This is a genomic window from Type-D symbiont of Plautia stali (genome assembly GCF_001485335.1).
GTDB classification, from domain to species: domain Bacteria; phylum Pseudomonadota; class Gammaproteobacteria; order Enterobacterales; family Enterobacteriaceae; genus Pantoea; species Pantoea vagans_C.
In genome coordinates this window covers 25,001-43,286 of record NZ_BBOC01000048.1, presented here as the reverse complement: position 1 = coordinate 43,286, position 18,286 = coordinate 25,001, and the positions used below count along the sequence as shown (strand labels likewise).

The following is an 18,286-nucleotide window of genomic DNA, read 5'->3' as shown; positions in this document are numbered from 1 at the left end:
AGCCCACTGAAAGATGCGCGCGTGCGTGAAGCCTTCTCGCTGGCAATCGATCGCGATGCCCTGAATCAGGTGGCATTTGAAGGGCTGTATACCCCCTCCAATCAGGCATTTTCTCCAGTGAGCCCTTATCACGTCAACACGCCTATCGCCGCACGCGACGTGGAGAAAGCCAAGGCGCTGTTGAAAGCCGCTGGCGTCACCACACCACTGAATCTGACGCTAATGGTGACCAACAACCCCACGGCACAGCAGGTCGGTCAGGTGATTCAGGCGATGGTGGGCGAGGCGGGCTTTAACCTCAATTTACAGATGAGCGAGTTCGCCACCTTGCTGGATCGCCAGCAGCGCGGTGATTACCAGCTCAGTTTGTCTGGCTGGTCAGGTCGTCCCGATCCGGATGGCAGCATCTACTCCTTTATCAACAGCAAAGGCACGCTGAATGACGGGCGCTACAGCAGTGCGCAAGTCGATGAGTGGCTGAACGCTGCCCGCCTCACCAATGACCAGGCACAACGCCAGGCGCTCTACGGCAAGGTAGTAAATCAACTGCAAACCGATATGCCTATCGCCTATCTCTACTTTGAGCCGCGTATTTTTGGCATGACGAAAAAGTTGCAGGGCTTTAAAGCCTGGCCGGATGGTTTAGTCCGTCTGGCCGGTGTGAGCCTGGCGCAGTAAACCGCTGAGGAGCGATGATGCTGGAACTGATTGTTAAACGCCTGCTGCTGGCCATTCCGACGCTGCTGCTGGTGAGCATTATGGTGTTCGCCCTGCAAAAACTGCTGCCGGGCGATCCGGTGCTGGCGATGGCTGGAGAGGAGCGCGATCCGGCGGTGATTGCGCAGTTACGTGCCGAGTATCACCTTGATGATCCGATATCTACCCAGTATTTCGCGTGGGTGGGGAGTGCGCTGCAAGGCGATCTCGGTATGTCACTGCGCACCAAAGAGCCGGTTACCGCACTGATCGCCAGCAAACTGCCGGTGACGCTGGAGCTGTCGCTGTTGGCGATGATCATTGCGCTTTCGATTGGCATCAGCATGGGCATCATCGCGGCGGTGCGCAAAGACAGTTGGGTCGATCACACCACCAACTTTGTCGCGCTATCCGGCATTTCGGTGCCGCATTTTTGGTTGGGTATCCTGCTGATCCTGCTGTTTTCCGTGCATCTGCAATGGTTGCCCGCCTCCGGGTTTGTGCCGATCAGCGAAGATGTGGTGCAGAACCTGAAAACCTTGTTGCTGCCTGCGCTGGTATTAGGCACCGGCCTGGCGGCGACGCTGATGCGGCATACCCGCGCCTCAATGATCGGCGTGCTGAAAGCCGATTACATCCGCACCGCACGCGCCAAAGGGTTGCTGGCACCAAAAGTGGTGTTGAAGCATGCCTTCCGCAACGCGTTAATGCCGATCGTCACACTCACCACGCTGCTGTTTGGTGAACTGCTGGGCGGTGCGGTGCTGACTGAGCAGGTTTTCACCCTGCCTGGTTTCGGCAAGATGATTGTTGATGCGGTCTTCAACCGTGATTACGCCGTGGTGCAAGGCGTGGTGCTGGTGGTAGCGATCGGCTTTCTGCTGCTGAATCTGCTGGCGGATGTGCTCTATCTGTTAATCAACCCGAAAATGCGAGGCTAGCCATGAGCGAGGTTTTAACAGCGGGCGCAGTGCCCGTAGTCACACGCCCTAAGCGCCGGGTACTGAATAAATTTCTGCGCAACAAAAGCGCCATGATAGGTGCAGTAATCGTTGTGCTGTTTGTCGCCGTGGCGCTGCTGGCGCCCTGGCTGGCCCCCGCCGATCCGATCAAGGCTAACTTCCTGGCGGTGCGCAAAGCCCCTTCGGCACTCTTCTGGTTTGGTACTGACGAACTGGGCCGCGATATTCTGTCACGCCTGATTTGGGGTGCCCGCACCTCACTGCTGGCGGGCTGTATCTCGGTGATGATCGCCATTTTGATTGGCGTGCCGCTAGGCTTGATTGCCGGCTACTGGCAAGGATGGTGCGACGGCATTATTTCGCGCTTTATCGAAGCCCTGCTGGCCTGCCCGTTTTTGATTCTGGCCATCGCCTTGGGTGCCTTCCTGGGACCGAGCCTCTCGAATGCGATGATCGCGATTGGCCTGTCGGCGATGCCGATTTTTGCCCGCCTGACGCGAGGCCAGGTGATCGCCATCCGCCATGAAGAGTATATCGACGGCGCACGTGCCATTGGCTTGCCGGATCGCTGGATCATCCTGCGCTATGTGCTGCCCAACGTGATGTCTCCGATTCTGGTGCAGGCCACCCTGGCAATTGCCTCCGCCATTATCACCGAAGCCAGCTTGTCCTTCCTCGGCCTGGGTCAGCAGCCACCTTCTCCTTCCTGGGGAGCGATGCTGAATACCGCCAAAGGCTATCTGGAGCAGGCACCCTGGATGTCGATTTTCCCAGGTCTGGCTATTTTTCTTACCGTGCAGGGCTTCAATCTATTGGGTGACGGACTGCGCGATGCGCTTGATCCGCGCAATGACTCACACTAAGGAACCGTTATGAGTGATTTGGATTTCAACGTTAGCTACGCCTCACACCGTGCCCCGATGATGGGACGCAATGCAGTGGCAACCTCACAGCCGTTGGCGGCACAAGCAGGCATGCGCATGTTGCAGCAAGGCGGCAATGCGGTGGATGCCGCGATTGCCACCGCCATGGCGCTCACCGTGCTGGAACCCACTGGCAACGGCATTGGCAGCGATGCGTTTGCGATTATCTGGGATGGCAAACAGCTGCACGGCTTGAATGCTTCCGGTCGCTCCCCCGCCACCTGGAGTGCGGATCGCTTTGCCGGGCACAGCACCATGCCGGAAATCGGCTGGGAAGCAGTGACCGTACCCGGTGCGGTTTCCGCCTGGGTTGCGCTGGCCGAGCGCTTCGCCACCCTGCCGCTTACCACACTGGCGCAACCGGCCATCGAATATGCCCGTGATGGTTTCCCGGTTTCGCCGTTGATTGCCCACTTGTGGCAGCGCGGTTACAACAAACTGAAAGCCCAACCGGGCTTTACCGCGTGCTTTGCACCGGATGGCCAGCCCCCGCGCGCGGGTGAACTGTTCCGTAACCCGGCGCAGGCTGCGACGTTGCAGAAAATCGCCGAAACGCGCGGCGAAGCGTTTTATCGCGGGGAACTGGCGGAGAAAATCGTGGCCTTTGCCGAGCAGCATGGCGCAGCGCTCAGTATGGCCGACCTCAACAACCACCGTGCTGACTGGGTCGATTTGCTGTCACGCCCCTTTGCCGGTGGATCGGTGCAGGAACTGCCGCCGAATGGTCAGGGCATCGCCACGCTGATTGCATTGGGTATTCTGGAGCAGTGGGATATTGGCCGTTATCAGCCTGATTCGGTGCCGTGGCTGCACCTGTCGATTGAGGCAATGAAGCTGGCACTGGTGGATCTGGATCGCTACGTCACGGATTACGATCATCTGGAATTCCCGGCAGAGCTGTTACTGAGCGACCGTTATTTGCAGCAGCGTGCGCAACTGATCAATCCTGACCAGGCCGGTGATTTTACCTTCGGTTCACCGCAGCAAAGCGGCACCGTCTACCTCTCAACCGCCGATGCCAGCGGTATGATGGTGTCGTTCATCCAGTCCAACTATATGGGCTTTGGCTCTGGTGTTGTGGTACCGGATACCGGCATCAGCCTGCAAAACCGTGGCTGCGGCTTCTCACTCGATCCACAGCATCCCAACGTGGTAGCAGGCGGGAAACGCCCTTTCCACACCATTATCCCGGCATTTGCTCTGGATGCCGCAGGCCAGCCATTGATGTCATTCGGCGTGATGGGCGGACCGATGCAGGCGCAGGGGCATTTGCAGCTGGCGTTGCGCATCATGCAGCATAAACAGAACCCGCAGGCGGCGATTGATGCCCCACGCTGGCGTGTCGAGCAAGGCCGCGCAGTGGTGGTGGAACCAGGGATTGATCGTAACGTGCTGGCGAAGCTGCGTGAGATGGGGCACCAGATTACGGTGGAAGATCCGCTGCAAAGCTACAATTTCGGCGGTGCGCAGGCGATTGTGCGCGATTCGCAAGGCTTCTACATCGCCGCCACAGAAAGCCGCAAAGATGGGCAGGCACTGGTGTTTTAATATCGGTGCGCATTAATGCGCACCCTACGAAAAATTGCATCCAACTTTGTGAGGTCGCCATTTATGGCGACCGCCAGCCGTTGTGCACTCCAGGCCATTGCACTATTCTTTAGGACCATTCCCACTGAATCGTATATATAGCCATAACAGGAGTTCAACATGGCGTCAGGATTATCCCGCATCTGGATGCGTACCGGCATGCTTATGGTCAGCGCACTGGTAGTGCTGCAACTTACCGCCTGTGGCGATAAAGAAGGCGATCAACGTAAAGCCTTCACCGATTTCCTGCAGAACACCGCCATGCGTAGCGGTGAACATCTGCCCAGCCTGAGCGAAAACCAGAAGCAAACCTTCGGTAACTACGCCAGCGACTACGCCATCCTGTATGGCTTCTCTCAGCAGGCCAACCAAGCGGTTGAACAAGGCATGCGTCCCGTGGTGGATGAGCTGGCGGCAATCCGTGTACCGCAAGATTATCTGACCCGCCGTGATTCTCTGCGCCAGGCGAGCGGCAACCTGAGTGTGCTGTCGCAACAGATTCAAAGCGCCAAAATGCAGGCCGACAGCAGCAAAGCCACGCTAAAGCAGCCCGACGATCTGAAAAAAGTGTATGACAACGTGTATGCCAAAGTGGTGACGCAGCCTGCCAGTACCCTGATTCCCCTGCTGCCTCAGCTGCAGGCATTGAGCCAGGCGGCGGTGCAAACCGGTGACTATCTGCAATCACAGGGCACTCGCGTGAGCTTTAACGACGGCGGCGTGCAGTTCCCAACTCAGGATCAAGCCACGCAGTACAACACGCTAATGAGCAACCTCTCCAGCAATGCACAAGCACTGACCCAAGCGCAAAATGCCGTGCAGGGTGGTTTGTAACCGCGCGATATAACCTGATGCCGGGCGGCCAGACGGTCGCCCCTACAGTCGTTATCCCTCCGTCCTTCTTTTCAGATTTTTCGTCACTTCCTTACAACTGACTTTTCTGCGTAGACAGAGTGTGATCTGGCGCATTTTCGACCAAAAAATATTTGTGATCCAAATCACATTTACGAGACAAACCTCATCCTTGCAAAGGTGACTTAAGTCACATTTATCACCTTGTTTTGCTTAATATTTCGCCACCGTACTTTTCTTACACCCCAATAGTGTGATCTACGTCACCTTATAGCACCCCAACCACCCCAATATTGCGTGATCTGCATCACACTTATCCCGGATGCTACGCAGCGTAATAAACTAGTGCTAGAGTCCGCGTGCATACAGTGATGCCACGGCCCGCGCCGGAATGGCTCAATAAAAGTCTTAACAAAAACAACCGCGCTCTTATTGCAGCGCGTCTCAATAAGGGGTGGGTTTATGTCCTCATCAGCGAAGGTCAAGGTCCAGAGCTTTGGTCGCTTTCTGAGTAACATGGTGATGCCAAACATCGGTGCGTTTATCGCCTGGGGTATCATCACAGCACTGTTCATCCCAACCGGATGGATTCCTAACGCAACGCTGGCGAAACTCGTCGGCCCAATGATCACTTACCTGCTGCCACTGTTGATCGGTTTCACCGGTGGACGTCTGGTGGGCGGCGATCGCGGCGGCGTGGTCGGTGCTATCACCACCATGGGCGTGATTGTCGGTGCAGATATGCCGATGTTCCTCGGCGCGATGATTGCCGGTCCACTGGGCGGCTGGGCGATCAAAACCTTTGACCGTATGGTTGATGGTAAGATCAAAAGCGGCTTCGAGATGCTGGTTAACAACTTCTCAGCCGGTATTATCGGTATGCTGTTGGCGCTGCTGGCGTTCATCGGCATCGGTCCGTTGGTAGAAGGTTTGTCGCACATCCTTGCGGCGGGCGTAAACCTGATGGTGCAGAACAACCTGCTGCCATTGACCTCGATCTTTGTTGAGCCAGCGAAAATCCTGTTCCTCAACAACGCCATCAACCACGGCATCTTCTCTCCTCTGGGCATCCAGCAGGCGAGCGAAGCCGGTAAATCTATCTTCTTCCTGATTGAAGCTAACCCAGGCCCGGGTATGGGCGTGCTGGTTGCTTACATGATTTTTGGTCGCGGTAGCGCCAAACAGTCTGCAGGCGGTGCGGCGATCATCCACTTCCTCGGTGGTATCCACGAAATTTACTTCCCGTATGTGCTGATGGCACCGCGTCTGCTGCTTGCAGTTATCCTCGGTGGTATGACCGGTGTGTTCACCCTGACCGTGCTGAACGGCGGCCTGGTGTCTCCTGCTTCTCCAGGTTCAATCCTGGCTGTGCTGGCGATGACACCAAAAGGGGCTTACTTCGCTAACATCGCTGCCATCATCGCCGCGTTTGCTGTCTCCTTCGTGGTCTCTTCTATCCTGCTGAAAACCAGCAAAGTGAAAGAAGATGACGATATCGAAGCCGCGACCCAGCGCATGCGTGATATGAAAGCGCAGTCAAAAGGCCAGACCGTTGCGGGTTCGCCAGTGATTGCCGATGCCAACAGCGTTGACGTCAGCCACGTGCGTAAAATCATCGTCGCTTGTGATGCCGGTATGGGTTCCAGCGCCATGGGTGCAGGTGTGCTGCGTAAGAAAGTGCAGGATGCCGGTCTGAGCAATATTTCGGTGACCAACAGCGCGATCAACTCGCTGCCGGGGGATGTTGACCTGGTGATCACCCACCGCGATCTGACCGAACGTGCGATGCGCCAGGCGCCGCAAGCGCAGCATATTTCGCTGAACAACTTCCTCGACAGCGCGCTGTACAGCAACCTGACCGAGCGTCTGGTGGCCGCCAACCGCAGCGAAGCACATCGTGAGACGGTGCAGACCACGCTGGCAGACAGCTATGACGACGGCAGTGCCAACCTGTTCAAACTCGGTGCAAACAACGTGTTCCTCGGCCTGACCGCCAGCAACAAAGAGCAGGCGATTCGCTTTGCCGGTGAGCAGTTGGTGAAAGGCGGTTACGTCCAGCCGGAATACGTCGAAGCGATGCTGGAGCGTGAGAAGCTGACCCCGACTTACCTGGGTGAGTCTATCGCCGTACCGCACGGTACCGTGGAAGCCAAAGATCGCGTGCTGAAAACCGGTATCGTGTTCTGCCAGTATCCCGCCGGTGTGCTGTTTGGTGAAGAAGCGGATGACGTTGCGCGCCTGGTGATCGGTATCGCGGCACGCAACAACGAACACATCCAGGTGATTACCAGCCTGACCAACGCGCTGGATGATGACAGCGTGATTGAGAAGCTGGCGAACACCACCAGCGTTGAAGAAGTGCTGGCGTTGTTGTCGCCTAAAGCGTAAACCACGTTTTAACTCCCTGGGGCGGGCAAGCCCGTCCCACATTTCCGGGGCGGATTTGCCCGCCCTTTCGTCATTTGATATGGGTCAAATTTATGAAAGCGTTACATTTTGGAGCAGGTAACATCGGCCGCGGTTTCATCGGTAAGTTACTGGCTGATGCCGGTATTGAACTGGTGTTCGCGGATGTCAATCAGGTGGTTCTTGATGCCCTTAACGCCCGTCATGAGTATCCGGTTCATGTGGTTGGCGAGCAGGCAAAAGTTGAAATGGTGACCGGCGTCAGCGCCGTTAATAGCACTAGCGACGACATCGTGACGCTGATTGCTGAGGTTGATATCGTTACCACGGCGGTTGGTCCGCAGATTCTGGAGCGCATCGCAGGTGGTGTCGCGAAGGGGCTGGCCAAACGCAGCGATAACGGTAATGTCCGTCCGCTGAACATCATCGCGTGTGAAAACATGGTGCGCGGCACCAGCCAGCTGAAACAGCACGTGTTGAAAGCATTGCCAGAGCAGTATCACGCATGGGTTGAAGCTAACGTCGGCTTCGTCGACTCCGCTGTGGACCGCATCGTGCCGCCATCTGAAGCCGGCAGCAACGATCCGCTGGAAGTCACCGTGGAAACCTTTAGCGAGTGGATCGTCGACAAAACTCAGTTCAAAGGCGCACTGCCGAACATTCCGGGCATGGAACTCACCGATAACCTGATGGCGTTTGTGGAACGCAAGCTGTTCACCCTGAACACCGGCCATGCCATTACCGCTTATCTTGGTCAGTTGGCCGGCCACGCCACCATTCGTGATGCGATTCTCGATGAAAAAGTGCGTGCCGTGGTTCAGGGTGCGATGCAGGAAAGCGGCGCGGTGCTAATCAAGCGTTACGGTTTTGACGCCGATAAGCACGCGGCCTATATCCAGAAAATCCTCACCCGCTTTGAAAACCCGTACCTGAAAGACGATGTTGAGCGTGTTGGCCGCCAGCCGCTGCGTAAGCTGAGCGCCGGTGACCGTCTGATCAAGCCAACACTGGGCACGCTGGAGTACAGCTTGCCGCACGCCAGTCTGGTTCAGGGCATTGCCGCCGCCATGCATTATCGCAGCGAAGCCGATCCCCAGGCGCAAGAACTCGCTGCGCTGCTGGCAGAGAAAGGCCCACAGGCCACGCTGGCGGAGATCTCTGGACTGGACGCCAATAGCGAAGTGGTCACCTCTGTGGTGAGTGCTTACAACGCTATGGCATAATGCGCGCCCTTTAATAGCTCATTCGGGCACGGTGGCCAACCGTGCCCGTCGGCGGTATCTGAACGATGCAGGCAATAATGGAAGAGAAGCAAGCTTTTGAAAACCGGGTGCTAGAGCGCCTGAACGCCGGTCGATCGGTGAGAAGCTTCCTGATCGCCGCCGTTGAGTTACTCGCCGAAGCGGTGAACCTGCTGGTCTTGCAGGTGTTTCGCAAAGACGATTATGCCGTTAAGTATGCGGTGGAACCCTTGCTGCTGGGTGATGGCCCGCTGGGGGAACTCTCCGTGCGCCTGAAGCTAATCTACGGCCTGGGCGTGATCAATCGCCACGAATATGAAGATTGTGAACTGTTGCTGGCGCTGCGTGAGGAGTTGAATCACGACACCAGCGATTACCGCTTCACCGACGATGAAATTCTGGGTCCGTTTGGCGAACTGCATTGCGTCGTGGCCTGGCCACCGCAGCCCGACTTCACCCGTGAAGACGATGCACTGCGCAGTATGCAGCAGCAACGCTATTTGCAGATGGTGCGTTCCACCATGGTGCTGTCGTTGACGGAGCTGATTTCCCGCATATCGCATAAGCAGGCGTTTAAGAAACCTGCGGTTTAGGCAAATCCCCGCTTTGCTGCAAATTCACCCCAATTTGATGTATCCTTTGCCTGTTTTCCTTAACGAGTTTCCCCCTGATGAAAGAACAAGAAAAAGCCGAGATCAAACGCCTCAGTGACCAGTTAGACGCGTTGAATCGCAAAGAACCGCAGCTGCTGGAAGCGGGCGATGCCGAAAAGCTCGGCGAGCTGTTGAAAGAGAAAGAGACGCTGGTGCAGGAAATTGAGCGTCTGCGTAATGTGCGTGATGAAAAACTGAGCAAAGAAGCGCAGCAGTTGCAGAAGCTGGGCTTCAGCCGTGAAATCACCAAGAAAGAACAGGCTAACATGGGCGCATTAAAGAAAAGCGTGCGCGGCCTGGTGGTGGTGCATCCGATGACCGCGCTGGGGCGTGAGATGGGGCTGAAAGTGATGACCGGCTACGCGAAGCAGCCGTTCTGATAAGTGATTACGCGGCGTGTGATACGTCGCGTTCTACGCCGCCCGCGGCCAGCAGCACCTGCTCATTGAGCGTATCCAGCATGGCGTAACGGCGGCGATACTCTGCGCGTTTCTTGCTGGCAATCTCTTCAAGATCCTTCCGCTCCATACGCAGTGGCAGCGTAAACATTTCATCCTGACGCATTTCCCCGCCCAATGAGCGCCAAAACTCGCTGTAGCTGGCAAAGAATTTGTCGCTCTTGCTGTGACGATAGCGCAAACTGCGAAACACATGAGTGGTATCCCCCACCGCCGTGATAGCTTGTACGCCGCACTGCTGCGCTAAAATAAACACCGCTTCCATCAGTAAACGTTTCGGGAAGACACCCTGCGCGGCTTTTGTCGCATCACGGATCACATCATTTGATATGTGTTTACGCGGCCCCTGTAATCCACCAACCAATAATGTTCGCGTGTTTTTTTCCTGAATGATGGAAAATGAGAGTGAAGCAATATTTATGTCTTGATAATGCAGCGTCAGGGTTATTTCACCTTCACGATCAAAATGTCCCGGACAGCAGTGAATAACAAACGCCTCATCATTTTTTCCCGTAAAGGCAGCAATCACGTTTTTTGCCGGGCTTAACATCAGTTGGCGCAGGCTGGCATTATCCAGCTGGTTCATCAACTGGTAATGGTCCAGCAGTGCTTGTGCACGCTGTGCCACACTGAAACCGGCACACAGATAAGGGCGATGCGGTTTGGCAGGCAGTAAACCCTGCATACACAACAACTGCGGCAGAAACGGTAGCTTCGCCAGTTCGTTGAGATAATTAAAGGTGGTAATTGGGAATACCAGAGAGCGTAACGCATATTTAAAGCGGAACATTTTACTGTTCCATAATTTATCCGGTGTGACTTTGCCACTGATTAACGGCAAAAACAGCGCGGTCGACGAATGATTATCCGTCACAGAGGTTGTGATAGTAGACATAGTTATTTTAGCTTCGCGAGATCGACTGCGGCTACTGTATGCCCCAAATTATCAACGACGCGTTAATAACGACCACAAGGGAATTATCAGTGAGGGAAATATCGGAGTGGTTGAAGAAGTGTTTAGATTTCGTAAAGAAGAAACCGGTGAAACAGGTTCACCGGTTGAGCACGATGGCAGGATTACTTAGCAGCAGCGAAACGTGCAGCCGCTTCGTCCCAGTTCACCACGTTCCAGAACGCTTTGATGTAGTCAGGACGTTTGTTCTGATACTTCAGGTAGTAAGCGTGTTCCCACACATCCAGACCGATGATTGGGGTACCTGATGCGCCAGAGATGGCTTCACCCATCAGTGGGCTGTCCTGGTTAGCGGTTGAAACCACAGCCAGTTTGTCGCCTTTTTTCACCAGCCACGCCCAGCCTGAACCGAAACGGGTGGTAGCGGCTTTCTCAAACTCAGCCTGGAAAGCTTCAACGCTGCCGAAATCTTTTTCGATAGCCGCTTTCAGTTCGCCCTGCAGCGAGGTGCCCAGTTTCAGGCCTTTCCAGAAGAAGCTGTGGTTAGCGTGGCCGCCCGCGTTATTACGCAGTGGGCCTTTTTTGTCTGCTGGCAGCTGATCCAGTTTAGCGATCAGTTCTTCAACCGGCAGGTTAGCGAATTCGGTCCCTTCCAGCGCTGCATTGGCGTTGTTAACGTAAGCCTGGTGGTGTTTAGAGTGATGGATTTCCATCGTCTGCTTGTCGAAGTGCGGTTCCAGTGCATCGTATGCGTAAGGCAGGGATGGCAGTGAATAACTCATGTTCTTCCTCTCCATTTAATGTTTTGCAGCATCACCTTCGCAGTGTGCCGCGTAAGCAGTCGGATCATTATAGTTAAAATCATGATCTGGAAAAGGGTTATCAATGCCTTAGAAATGATAAGGATTTGATGATTCTGGAAAAAGGTGCGCACAGACCGCTACACACCTTCTTGTGGGGAGTGATTAACGGCCTAATTCGGTCAGAGATTTGTCCAACGCACCGACCAGCCAGTCGATATCCGCTTCCTGGAACGCCAACGGTGGACGCAGCTTCAGCACGTTACCGTATGGCCCTGCCACCGAGGTCAGCACATGGTGATCGCGCAGCTTCTCAGTGAGGTCCAGCGCCAGTGCTTTATCCGGGGTTTTGCTCTCGCGGTCCTGTACCAACTCGAAGCCGATAAACAAGCCTGCACCACGCACATCACCGATGCTGTCATGGCGATCCATCAACTTCTGCAATTCGATCAACAGTTTGGCACCCACCACGCGGCTGTGTTCCTGCAAACCTTCTTCTTTAATCACGGTGAGCACCGCCTGCGCGGCGGCCATCGCCACCGGGTTACCGCCAAAGGTATTGAAGTAAGGGATGTCGTCACTGAACGCCGCCAGCACATCACTCTTCGCCAGCAGTCCAGAAACCGGAATGCCGTTGCCCATCGGTTTGCCAGTGGTCACCACATCCGGCACCACGCCGTGACGGGCGAAGCCCCAGAACGCATCACCGGTACGGCCAAAGCCGGGCTGCACTTCATCAGCAATGAAGATACCGCCGTTGGCATGTACCACATCCACCGCTTTCTGCAGGAAGCCCGCTGGATTCGGCAGCACACCATCGGATGAGAAGATGGAGTCGGCGAGGAAGCCCGCAAATTTAATGCCGTGGGCTTTCATGTCGTCGATTTGCTTCTGAATTTCATTGGCAAACCATGCACCCAGATCCGGTGCATTTACGCGATAAGCATCCGGCGGTGACACTAAGCGCGTGGTTGCCGCCAGCGGTTGGCCGCTGCCCAACGCCGGCGAGACGCCCGAGGTGAGATCGCTGGTGCCATGGTAGGCTTCCTGCGACACGATAATCCCGGTACCGCCACTGAAGGCACGCGCGATACGAATCGCCAGATCGTTCGCTTCTGAACCGGTACACATGTACATGGCGCGGTCGATGGCATCCGGTGTGGTGGCCAGTAACTCATCGGTGTAGTCCAGAATACGTTCATGCAGATAGCGCGTGTGGGTGTTCAGCATTTTCATCTGCTGATTGACGGCTTCAATCACCGCTGGATGGCAGTGCCCAATGCTCGCCACGTTGTTGTAGACGTCGAGGTATTTGTTACCTGCGGCATCCCACAGATATTGGCCTTCACCGCGCACCAGATGCACCGGCTTACGATAGAACAGGCGATATGACTCGCCCAACACTTTGCTGCGCTTGTCTGTTAGCTTGCGGGTTGCCGCATCCAGACCGTCGGCGTGCTCAGCACGAAAACTGTTGGTGTCCATGATGGTGGAACGTGTAGCCATGGTAACTCCCGTTGCGAAGGTGAAAGGGGTGCATGATGTATGACCGTTTGCAGACATCATGCCTGCTTTACTGAGAAATGCAACCAAATACACAAATACAACCAAATACACATGACGCCGTGATGACACTCAGGTAAGCTTAGGCCCAGATCATTAGGCTACAGGGAAATGTCATGCTGCAGGAAACCCGCTTACACCGCATTCGCGCCCTTCTGACCACGCAACATCAGGTCAGTACGGAACGCATTATTAAAGAATTGGGCATTTCGCGGGAAACGGCACGGCGCGACATTATCGAACTGGAAGCGCAGGGATTAGCCCGCCGTGTGCACGGGGGGTTGGTGGCGATGGACAGCCAGCCGGAGCCTCCGTTACAGGTGCGCCGCAATGCGCAGGCAAAAGAGAAACGCGCCATCGCCGTGGCGGCTGCACAGCATTTACAGCCGGGCCAGACGCTGTTTCTCGATGCAGGCACCACCACCACCATGCTGGCAGAAGCGCTACGCACCATGTCTGGCCTGACGATTATCACCAACAGTTTGCAAGCCGCCCTTGCGTTGAGCGCTGCCGAAGAGCATGAGACGTTGAATAATCAGGTGATTTTGCTTGGCGGTATGATGATGGCGGGCGCCCAGCAGACGCGTGGTGAGATGACAGTGGGTGAGATTTACCGCTATCGTGCCGATGTGGCGCTGCTTTCGCCGGTGGGCATTGACGCCAAAAACGGCGCCAGCAGTTTCCATCCGCACGAAGCCGCCATTGCCCGCGCCATGGTGCAGCAGGCCAGTCGCACTATCTTATTAGCCGACCACAGCAAACTCGGTGTGATAAGCCGGACGGTGTACGCGCCCATCAATGAAGTGGATCTGCTGATCTGCGATGGCGGCCCGACAAAAGCAGGCGCACTGGCAGCATTCAAAAAGCGCTGCCGGACGTGCAGGTGGTTTAACGCCATTTGCGGCGTGATGCTCGTCAGTTAAGAACTCAGGCCGCTGATGAATGAGTGGCCTGTCTTTTCAGTGCGGGCTCTGCCGCCACTACTGCCCCCTCTGGGCCGTCCTCGCGCCGCTAAAGCGGTACCTTCGACTTCCACGTCGTGCCGGACGGACCGTTCGCGGATGACCATCCATGGTCGGCCGCGAACTGCCCCACGCCTCCCCGCGTGGGTCTCCTGGCCCAACGTAAAAGTCTCAGCGCTGCGGATAGCCCCGGTGCGGCCCCAGACGGCGTTATCGTCAGTCGTTTAACTAGCCATTGATGGCGACCATCAGGGCAGCAAACGCTGCGGATGGCTATAAACCGTGGCGCGTCCCGGCTTGCTGAACCCCACCAGCGTCAAATTGCATCTTTCGGCAACCTCAACCGCCAGCTGAGTGGCAGCAGAAACCGCAAATAAAATCTCCACGCCACACATTGCCGACTTCTGCACCATCTCATAGCTGGCGCGGCTGGAGACCAGCACCGCGCCCTGCTGCCATGGCTGCTGGCTGCGATGGCCGAGCAGTTTATCCAGCGCCACGTGACGCCCAACATCTTCACAGCCACCCTGCAATTCCCCCTGCGACGACATCCACGCGGCGGCATGTGTACAACCGGTAAGATTGCCAATCGGCTGGTAGTTACGCAGTTGCGCCAGACCGATATCCAGCCTGGCTAAATCAAAGGTTTGGGTAAACGGCAGCGGTTGCAGCGGCTTGCCAATCTGATCGAGCTGCTCCACACCGCATACGCCGCAGCCGGTGCGCCCCGCCATCGCACGGCGCTGCTCTTTCAGCGCCATAAAACGGCGGCTTGAAAGCTCAATCTGCACTTCGATGCCGTTGCAGCCCGGCACCACATCCATGCCGAAAATCTCTTCGGGCTTATCAATAATGCCCTCGGACAGCGAGAAACCCAGCGCAAACGCCTCCAAATCATTGGGCGTTGCCATCATCACCACATGAGAAATGCCGTTGTACACCAGCGCGATCGGCACCTCTTCTGCCAGCCAGTCGGTTTCGACGCAGGCAATATCGCGTCGTTGTCGCACCGATGCCTGCACGGCGCCTTTGATCTCACTCACACTCTGGTGACTTTCTTGTGCTTTTGCTTTCACTTTGCTCGCCTCGTGCAACAACCACATAAATGCAGTGGTATTATTTCGCTGCTATTCTCTCACTGTTAGTTGGGTCATTGTCAGCCTCGATCCAACACTCAGAAAAAATAAAAATGTGTAGCCATGTCGAAAGGATATTCCATGAACGTCAGCCGAAGAAGCTTCTTCAAGATTTGCGCTGGCGGTATGGCAGGGACAACGGCAGCACTGCTCGGCTTCACACCCGAAGTAGCGCTGGCGGAAACGCGACAGTACAAACTGCTGCGTGCCCGCGAAACTCGTAACACCTGCACTTACTGCTCAGTGGGCTGTGGCTTATTAATGTACAGCCTCGGTGACGGCGCGAAAAACGCCAAAGAGACCATTTTCCACATCGAAGGGGACCCGGATCATCCGGTAAGCCGTGGCGCATTGTGCCCGAAAGGCGCAGGCCTGCTCGATTTTGTTCACAGTGACAGCCGCCTGCACTTCCCTGAATATCGTGCGCCTGGTTCGGACAAGTGGCAGCGCATCAGCTGGGATGACGCCTTTGACCGTATCGCCAAACTGCTGAAAGCAGACCGCGATGCCAACTTTATCGCGCAGAACGCGGCGGGCGTCACCGTTAACCGCTGGCTCTCGTCTGGCATGCTGTGTGCTTCGGCCTCCAGCAATGAAACCGGCTACTTAACCCAGAAATTTACCCGATCGCTCGGCATGTTAGCGGTCGACAACCAGGCACGCGTCTGACACGGACCAACGGTAGCAAGTCTTGCTCCAACATTTGGTCGCGGTGCGATGACCAACCACTGGGTCGACATCCGTAATGCCAACCTGATCGTTGTGATGGGCGGTAACGCCGCTGAAGCGCATCCCGTTGGGTTCCGCTGGGCGATGGAAGCCAAGATTCACAACAAAGCGAAATTAATTGTTATCGATCCACGCTTCACGCGCACGGCATCGGTGGCAGACTTTTACACGCCGATTCGTTCCGGTACCGACATCACCTTCCTGTCGGGGGTCCTGCTGTGGCTGATACAAAATGACAAAATCCAGCATGAGTATGTGCAGGCGTACACCAACGCCAGCCTGATTGTGCGTGAGGATTATCATTTTGAGGATGGCCTGTTCAGCGGTTACGACGAAGCCAACCGGAAATACGACAAAACCAGCTGGAACTATGAGCTGGGTGACGACGGCTTTGCCAAACGCGACGACAGTCTGCAACATCCACGCTGTGTATGGAACCTGCTGAAGCAACACGTCAGCCGCTACACGCCGGAGATGGTTGAGCGCATTTGTGGCACGCCTAAGAATGACTTCCTGCACGTCTGTGAACTGATCGGCGAGACCAGCGCACGCGACCGTACCACCTCATTCCTGTATGCGCTGGGCTGGACGCAGCACTCGGTGGGCGCGCAGAACATCCGCACCATGGCGATGATCCAGCTGCTGCTCGGTAACATGGGCATGGCGGGTGGCGGGGTCAATGCCCTGCGCGGTCACTCCAATATTCAGGGTCTCACCGATCTCGGCCTGCTGTCGCAAAGCTTGCCGGGTTATATGACGCTGCCCTCGGAGAAACAGACCGATCTGCAAACCTATCTCGCGGCAAACACCCCGAAACCGACGCTGCCGGGTCAGGTGAACTACTGGGGGAACTACCCGAAATTCTTCGTCAGCATGATGAAAGCCTTCTTCGGCGACAAAGCCCAGGCCGAGAACAGCTGGGGCTTTGACTGGCTGCCGAAGTGGGATAAGGGTTACGACGTCCTGCAGTACTTCGAGATGATGTCGCAAGGCAAGGTGAACGGCTACTTGTGCCAGGGCTTTAACCCGGTGGCATCGTTCCCCAATAAACGCAAAGTGATCGATTCCCTGTCGAAGCTGAAGTTCCTGGTCACCATCGACCCGCTCAACACCGAAACCTCGACCTTCTGGCAAAACCACGGCGAGTTTAACGATGTCGATCCGGCGAAGATTCAGACCGAGGTGTTCCGTTTACCATCAACCTGCTTCGCGGAGGAGAATGGCTCTATCGTCAACTCCGGGCGCTGGCTGCAGTGGCACTTCAAAGGCCAGGATGCGCCGGGTGAAGCGTTGAATGACGGTGAAATCCTTTCCGGCATCTACCTGCGTCTGCGTGAGATGTATGCGCGCGAAGGCGGTGCGCTGCCGGAACAGGTGCTGAACATGACGTGGCACTACCAGACGCCGGATAACCCGGCATCGGAAGAAGTGGCGATGGAGAGCAACGGCAAGGCGCTGGCAGACGTGTTGGATGACAAAGGCACAGTGCTGGTGAAAAAAGGCCAGCAGCTCAGCAGCTTTGCGCAGTTGAAAGATGACGGCAGCACCAGCAGCGGTTGCTGGATCTTCGCGGGCAGCTGGACGCCAGACGGCAACCAGATGGCGCGGCGCGACAACACCGACCCGAGCGGGCTGGGTAACACGCTGAACTGGAGCTGGGCTTGGCCGCTCAACCGCCGCATCCTCTACAACCGCGCGTCTGCCGATCCGCAGGGCAATCCGTGGGACCCGAAACGGCAAATCCTCAAGTGGGATGGCAGCAAATGGGGCGGCATGGATATTCCGGACTACAGCGCCGCCGCACCGGGCAGCAATGTCGGGCCGTTTATCATGCAGCCGGAGGGCATGGGCCGCCTGTTTGCACTCGACAAAATGGCCGAAGGTCCGTTCCCGGAACACTACGAGCCGTTTGAAACGCCGCTGGGCACCAACCCGTTACACCCGAACGTCATCTCGAACCCGGCCGCACGCGTGTTCAAGGACGATCTGGCGGCGATGGGCAAAGCCGAGCAGTTCCCGTATGTCGGCACCACCTATCGTCTCACCGAGCATTTCCACTACTGGACCAAACACGCGCTGCTCAATGCCATCGCGCAGCCGGAACAGTTCGTGGAGATTGGCGAGAAGCTGGCGAACAAGCTCGGCATCGTGCAGGGCGATACGGTGAAAGTGAGTTCCAATCGCGGCTATATCAAAGCCAAGGCGGTGGTGACGAAACGCCTCCTTCCGCTGAATGTCGATGGCAAAGTGATCGATACCATCGGCATTCCGATTCACTGGGGCTATCAGGGCGTGGCGAAAAAAGGCTTTATCGCCAATACCCTGACGCCGTTTGTCGGTGATGCCAACACGCAAACGCCTGAGTTTAAGGCGTTCCTGGTTAACGTTGAGAAGGTGTAGGAGTA

General features: G+C 56.1%; 15 protein-coding genes. 11 read left to right on the top strand and 4 right to left on the bottom strand.

Annotation, left to right across the window (positions count from 1 at the left end):
• From PSSD_RS15800 to PSSD_RS15760, 9 genes are all read left to right on the top strand, one after another.
• Window positions 1-678, top strand: a 678-nt coding sequence (locus tag PSSD_RS15800) for an ABC transporter substrate-binding protein (protein ID WP_235589239.1), incomplete at its 5' end; no start/stop codon positions are given.
• Between the two features lie 17 nt (window positions 679-695).
• Window positions 696-1,637: an ABC transporter permease gene (locus PSSD_RS15795; RefSeq protein WP_058972880.1), complete on the top strand. Its 942-nt coding sequence runs from the start codon at window positions 696-698 to the stop codon at window positions 1,635-1,637.
• Between the two features lie 2 nt (window positions 1,638-1,639).
• Window positions 1,640-2,521: an ABC transporter permease gene (locus PSSD_RS15790; protein WP_039335022.1), complete on the top strand. Its 882-nt coding sequence runs from the start codon at window positions 1,640-1,642 to the stop codon at window positions 2,519-2,521.
• Window positions 2,522-2,530: 9 nt separating this feature from the next.
• Window positions 2,531-4,129 (top strand): gamma-glutamyltransferase family protein, encoded by a 1,599-nt coding sequence (locus PSSD_RS15785; protein WP_058972879.1) that lies wholly within the window; start codon window positions 2,531-2,533, stop codon window positions 4,127-4,129.
• 159 nt (window positions 4,130-4,288) lie between these two features.
• The gene (locus PSSD_RS15780; RefSeq protein ID WP_039335026.1) at window positions 4,289-5,002 is read left to right on the top strand and encodes a DUF3053 domain-containing protein; all 714 of its coding nucleotides are present in this window, start codon (window positions 4,289-4,291) and stop codon (window positions 5,000-5,002) included.
• A 480-nt stretch (window positions 5,003-5,482) separates the two neighbouring features.
• On the top strand, window positions 5,483-7,408 hold the full coding sequence (locus PSSD_RS15775) for a PTS mannitol transporter subunit IICBA (protein WP_039335028.1): 1,926 nt from the start codon (window positions 5,483-5,485) through the stop codon (window positions 7,406-7,408).
• Between the two features lie 92 nt (window positions 7,409-7,500).
• On the top strand, window positions 7,501-8,649 hold the full coding sequence (gene mtlD / locus PSSD_RS15770; RefSeq protein WP_039335031.1) for a mannitol-1-phosphate 5-dehydrogenase: 1,149 nt from the start codon (window positions 7,501-7,503) through the stop codon (window positions 8,647-8,649).
• A gap of 65 nt (window positions 8,650-8,714) precedes the next feature.
• Window positions 8,715-9,260, top strand: a complete 546-nt coding sequence (gene mtlR / locus PSSD_RS15765) for a mannitol operon repressor MtlR (protein ID WP_197063363.1) — start codon at window positions 8,715-8,717, stop codon at window positions 9,258-9,260.
• Window positions 9,261-9,337: 77 nt separating this feature from the next.
• Window positions 9,338-9,700: a YibL family ribosome-associated protein gene (locus PSSD_RS15760; protein WP_039335039.1), complete on the top strand. Its 363-nt coding sequence runs from the start codon at window positions 9,338-9,340 to the stop codon at window positions 9,698-9,700.
• Between the two features lie 7 nt (window positions 9,701-9,707).
• Here PSSD_RS15760 and PSSD_RS15755 read toward each other — a convergent pair whose 3' ends face one another.
• The 3 genes from PSSD_RS15755 to PSSD_RS15745 all read right to left on the bottom strand — a co-directional run bounded on the left by PSSD_RS15755 (window position 9,708) and on the right by PSSD_RS15745 (window position 12,997).
• Window positions 9,708-10,673: a VirK/YbjX family protein gene (locus PSSD_RS15755; protein WP_058972878.1), complete on the bottom strand. Its 966-nt coding sequence runs from the start codon at window positions 10,671-10,673 to the stop codon at window positions 9,708-9,710.
• Window positions 10,674-10,855: 182 nt separating this feature from the next.
• Window positions 10,856-11,473 carry a superoxide dismutase [Mn] gene (gene sodA / locus PSSD_RS15750; protein WP_058972877.1) on the bottom strand — a complete coding sequence of 206 codons (618 nt, stop codon included), beginning with the start codon at window positions 11,471-11,473 and terminating at the stop codon, window positions 10,856-10,858.
• A gap of 183 nt (window positions 11,474-11,656) precedes the next feature.
• Window positions 11,657-12,997, bottom strand: a complete 1,341-nt coding sequence (locus tag PSSD_RS15745; protein ID WP_058972876.1) for an aspartate aminotransferase family protein — start codon at window positions 12,995-12,997, stop codon at window positions 11,657-11,659.
• A 173-nt stretch (window positions 12,998-13,170) separates the two neighbouring features.
• On the opposite strand from PSSD_RS15745, the gene PSSD_RS15740 reads away from it, so the two are divergent.
• Complete coding sequence (locus PSSD_RS15740; RefSeq protein WP_153011449.1) at window positions 13,171-13,977, top strand: DeoR/GlpR family DNA-binding transcription regulator; 807 nt, start codon at window positions 13,171-13,173, stop codon at window positions 13,975-13,977.
• 287 nt (window positions 13,978-14,264) lie between these two features.
• On the opposite strand, the gene fdhD is transcribed toward PSSD_RS15740, so the two are convergent.
• Complete coding sequence (gene fdhD / locus PSSD_RS15735) at window positions 14,265-15,050, bottom strand: formate dehydrogenase accessory sulfurtransferase FdhD (RefSeq protein WP_439654605.1); 786 nt, start codon at window positions 15,048-15,050, stop codon at window positions 14,265-14,267.
• Between the two features lie 183 nt (window positions 15,051-15,233).
• Here fdhD and fdnG point away from each other — a divergent pair, with 183 nt between their 5' ends.
• The gene (gene fdnG / locus PSSD_RS15725; protein WP_082672324.1) at window positions 15,234-18,281 is read left to right on the top strand and encodes a formate dehydrogenase-N subunit alpha; all 3,048 of its coding nucleotides are present in this window, start codon (window positions 15,234-15,236) and stop codon (window positions 18,279-18,281) included.
• Window positions 18,282-18,286 lie beyond the last annotated feature (5 nt).

What these genes read in the sequence shown, in the direction of transcription:
- PSSD_RS15795 (WP_058972880.1), top strand. Translation starts at nt 696, where the DNA reads ATGCTGGAACTGATTGTTAAACGCCTGCTGCTGGCCATTCCGACGCTG.
- PSSD_RS15790 (WP_039335022.1), top strand. Translation starts at nt 1,640, where the DNA reads ATGAGCGAGGTTTTAACAGCGGGCGCAGTGCCCGTAGTCACACGCCCT.
- PSSD_RS15785 (WP_058972879.1), top strand. Translation starts at nt 2,531, where the DNA reads ATGAGTGATTTGGATTTCAACGTTAGCTACGCCTCACACCGTGCCCCG.
- PSSD_RS15780 (WP_039335026.1), top strand. Translation starts at nt 4,289, where the DNA reads ATGGCGTCAGGATTATCCCGCATCTGGATGCGTACCGGCATGCTTATG.
- PSSD_RS15775 (WP_039335028.1), top strand. Translation starts at nt 5,483, where the DNA reads ATGTCCTCATCAGCGAAGGTCAAGGTCCAGAGCTTTGGTCGCTTTCTG.
- mtlD (WP_039335031.1), top strand. Translation starts at nt 7,501, where the DNA reads ATGAAAGCGTTACATTTTGGAGCAGGTAACATCGGCCGCGGTTTCATC.
- mtlR (WP_197063363.1), top strand. Translation starts at nt 8,715, where the DNA reads ATGCAGGCAATAATGGAAGAGAAGCAAGCTTTTGAAAACCGGGTGCTA.
- PSSD_RS15760 (WP_039335039.1), top strand. Translation starts at nt 9,338, where the DNA reads ATGAAAGAACAAGAAAAAGCCGAGATCAAACGCCTCAGTGACCAGTTA.
- PSSD_RS15755 (WP_058972878.1), bottom strand. Translation starts at nt 10,673, where the DNA reads ATGTCTACTATCACAACCTCTGTGACGGATAATCATTCGTCGACCGCG.
- sodA (WP_058972877.1), bottom strand. Translation starts at nt 11,473, where the DNA reads ATGAGTTATTCACTGCCATCCCTGCCTTACGCATACGATGCACTGGAA.
- PSSD_RS15745 (WP_058972876.1), bottom strand. Translation starts at nt 12,997, where the DNA reads ATGGCTACACGTTCCACCATCATGGACACCAACAGTTTTCGTGCTGAG.
- PSSD_RS15740 (WP_153011449.1), top strand. Translation starts at nt 13,171, where the DNA reads ATGCTGCAGGAAACCCGCTTACACCGCATTCGCGCCCTTCTGACCACG.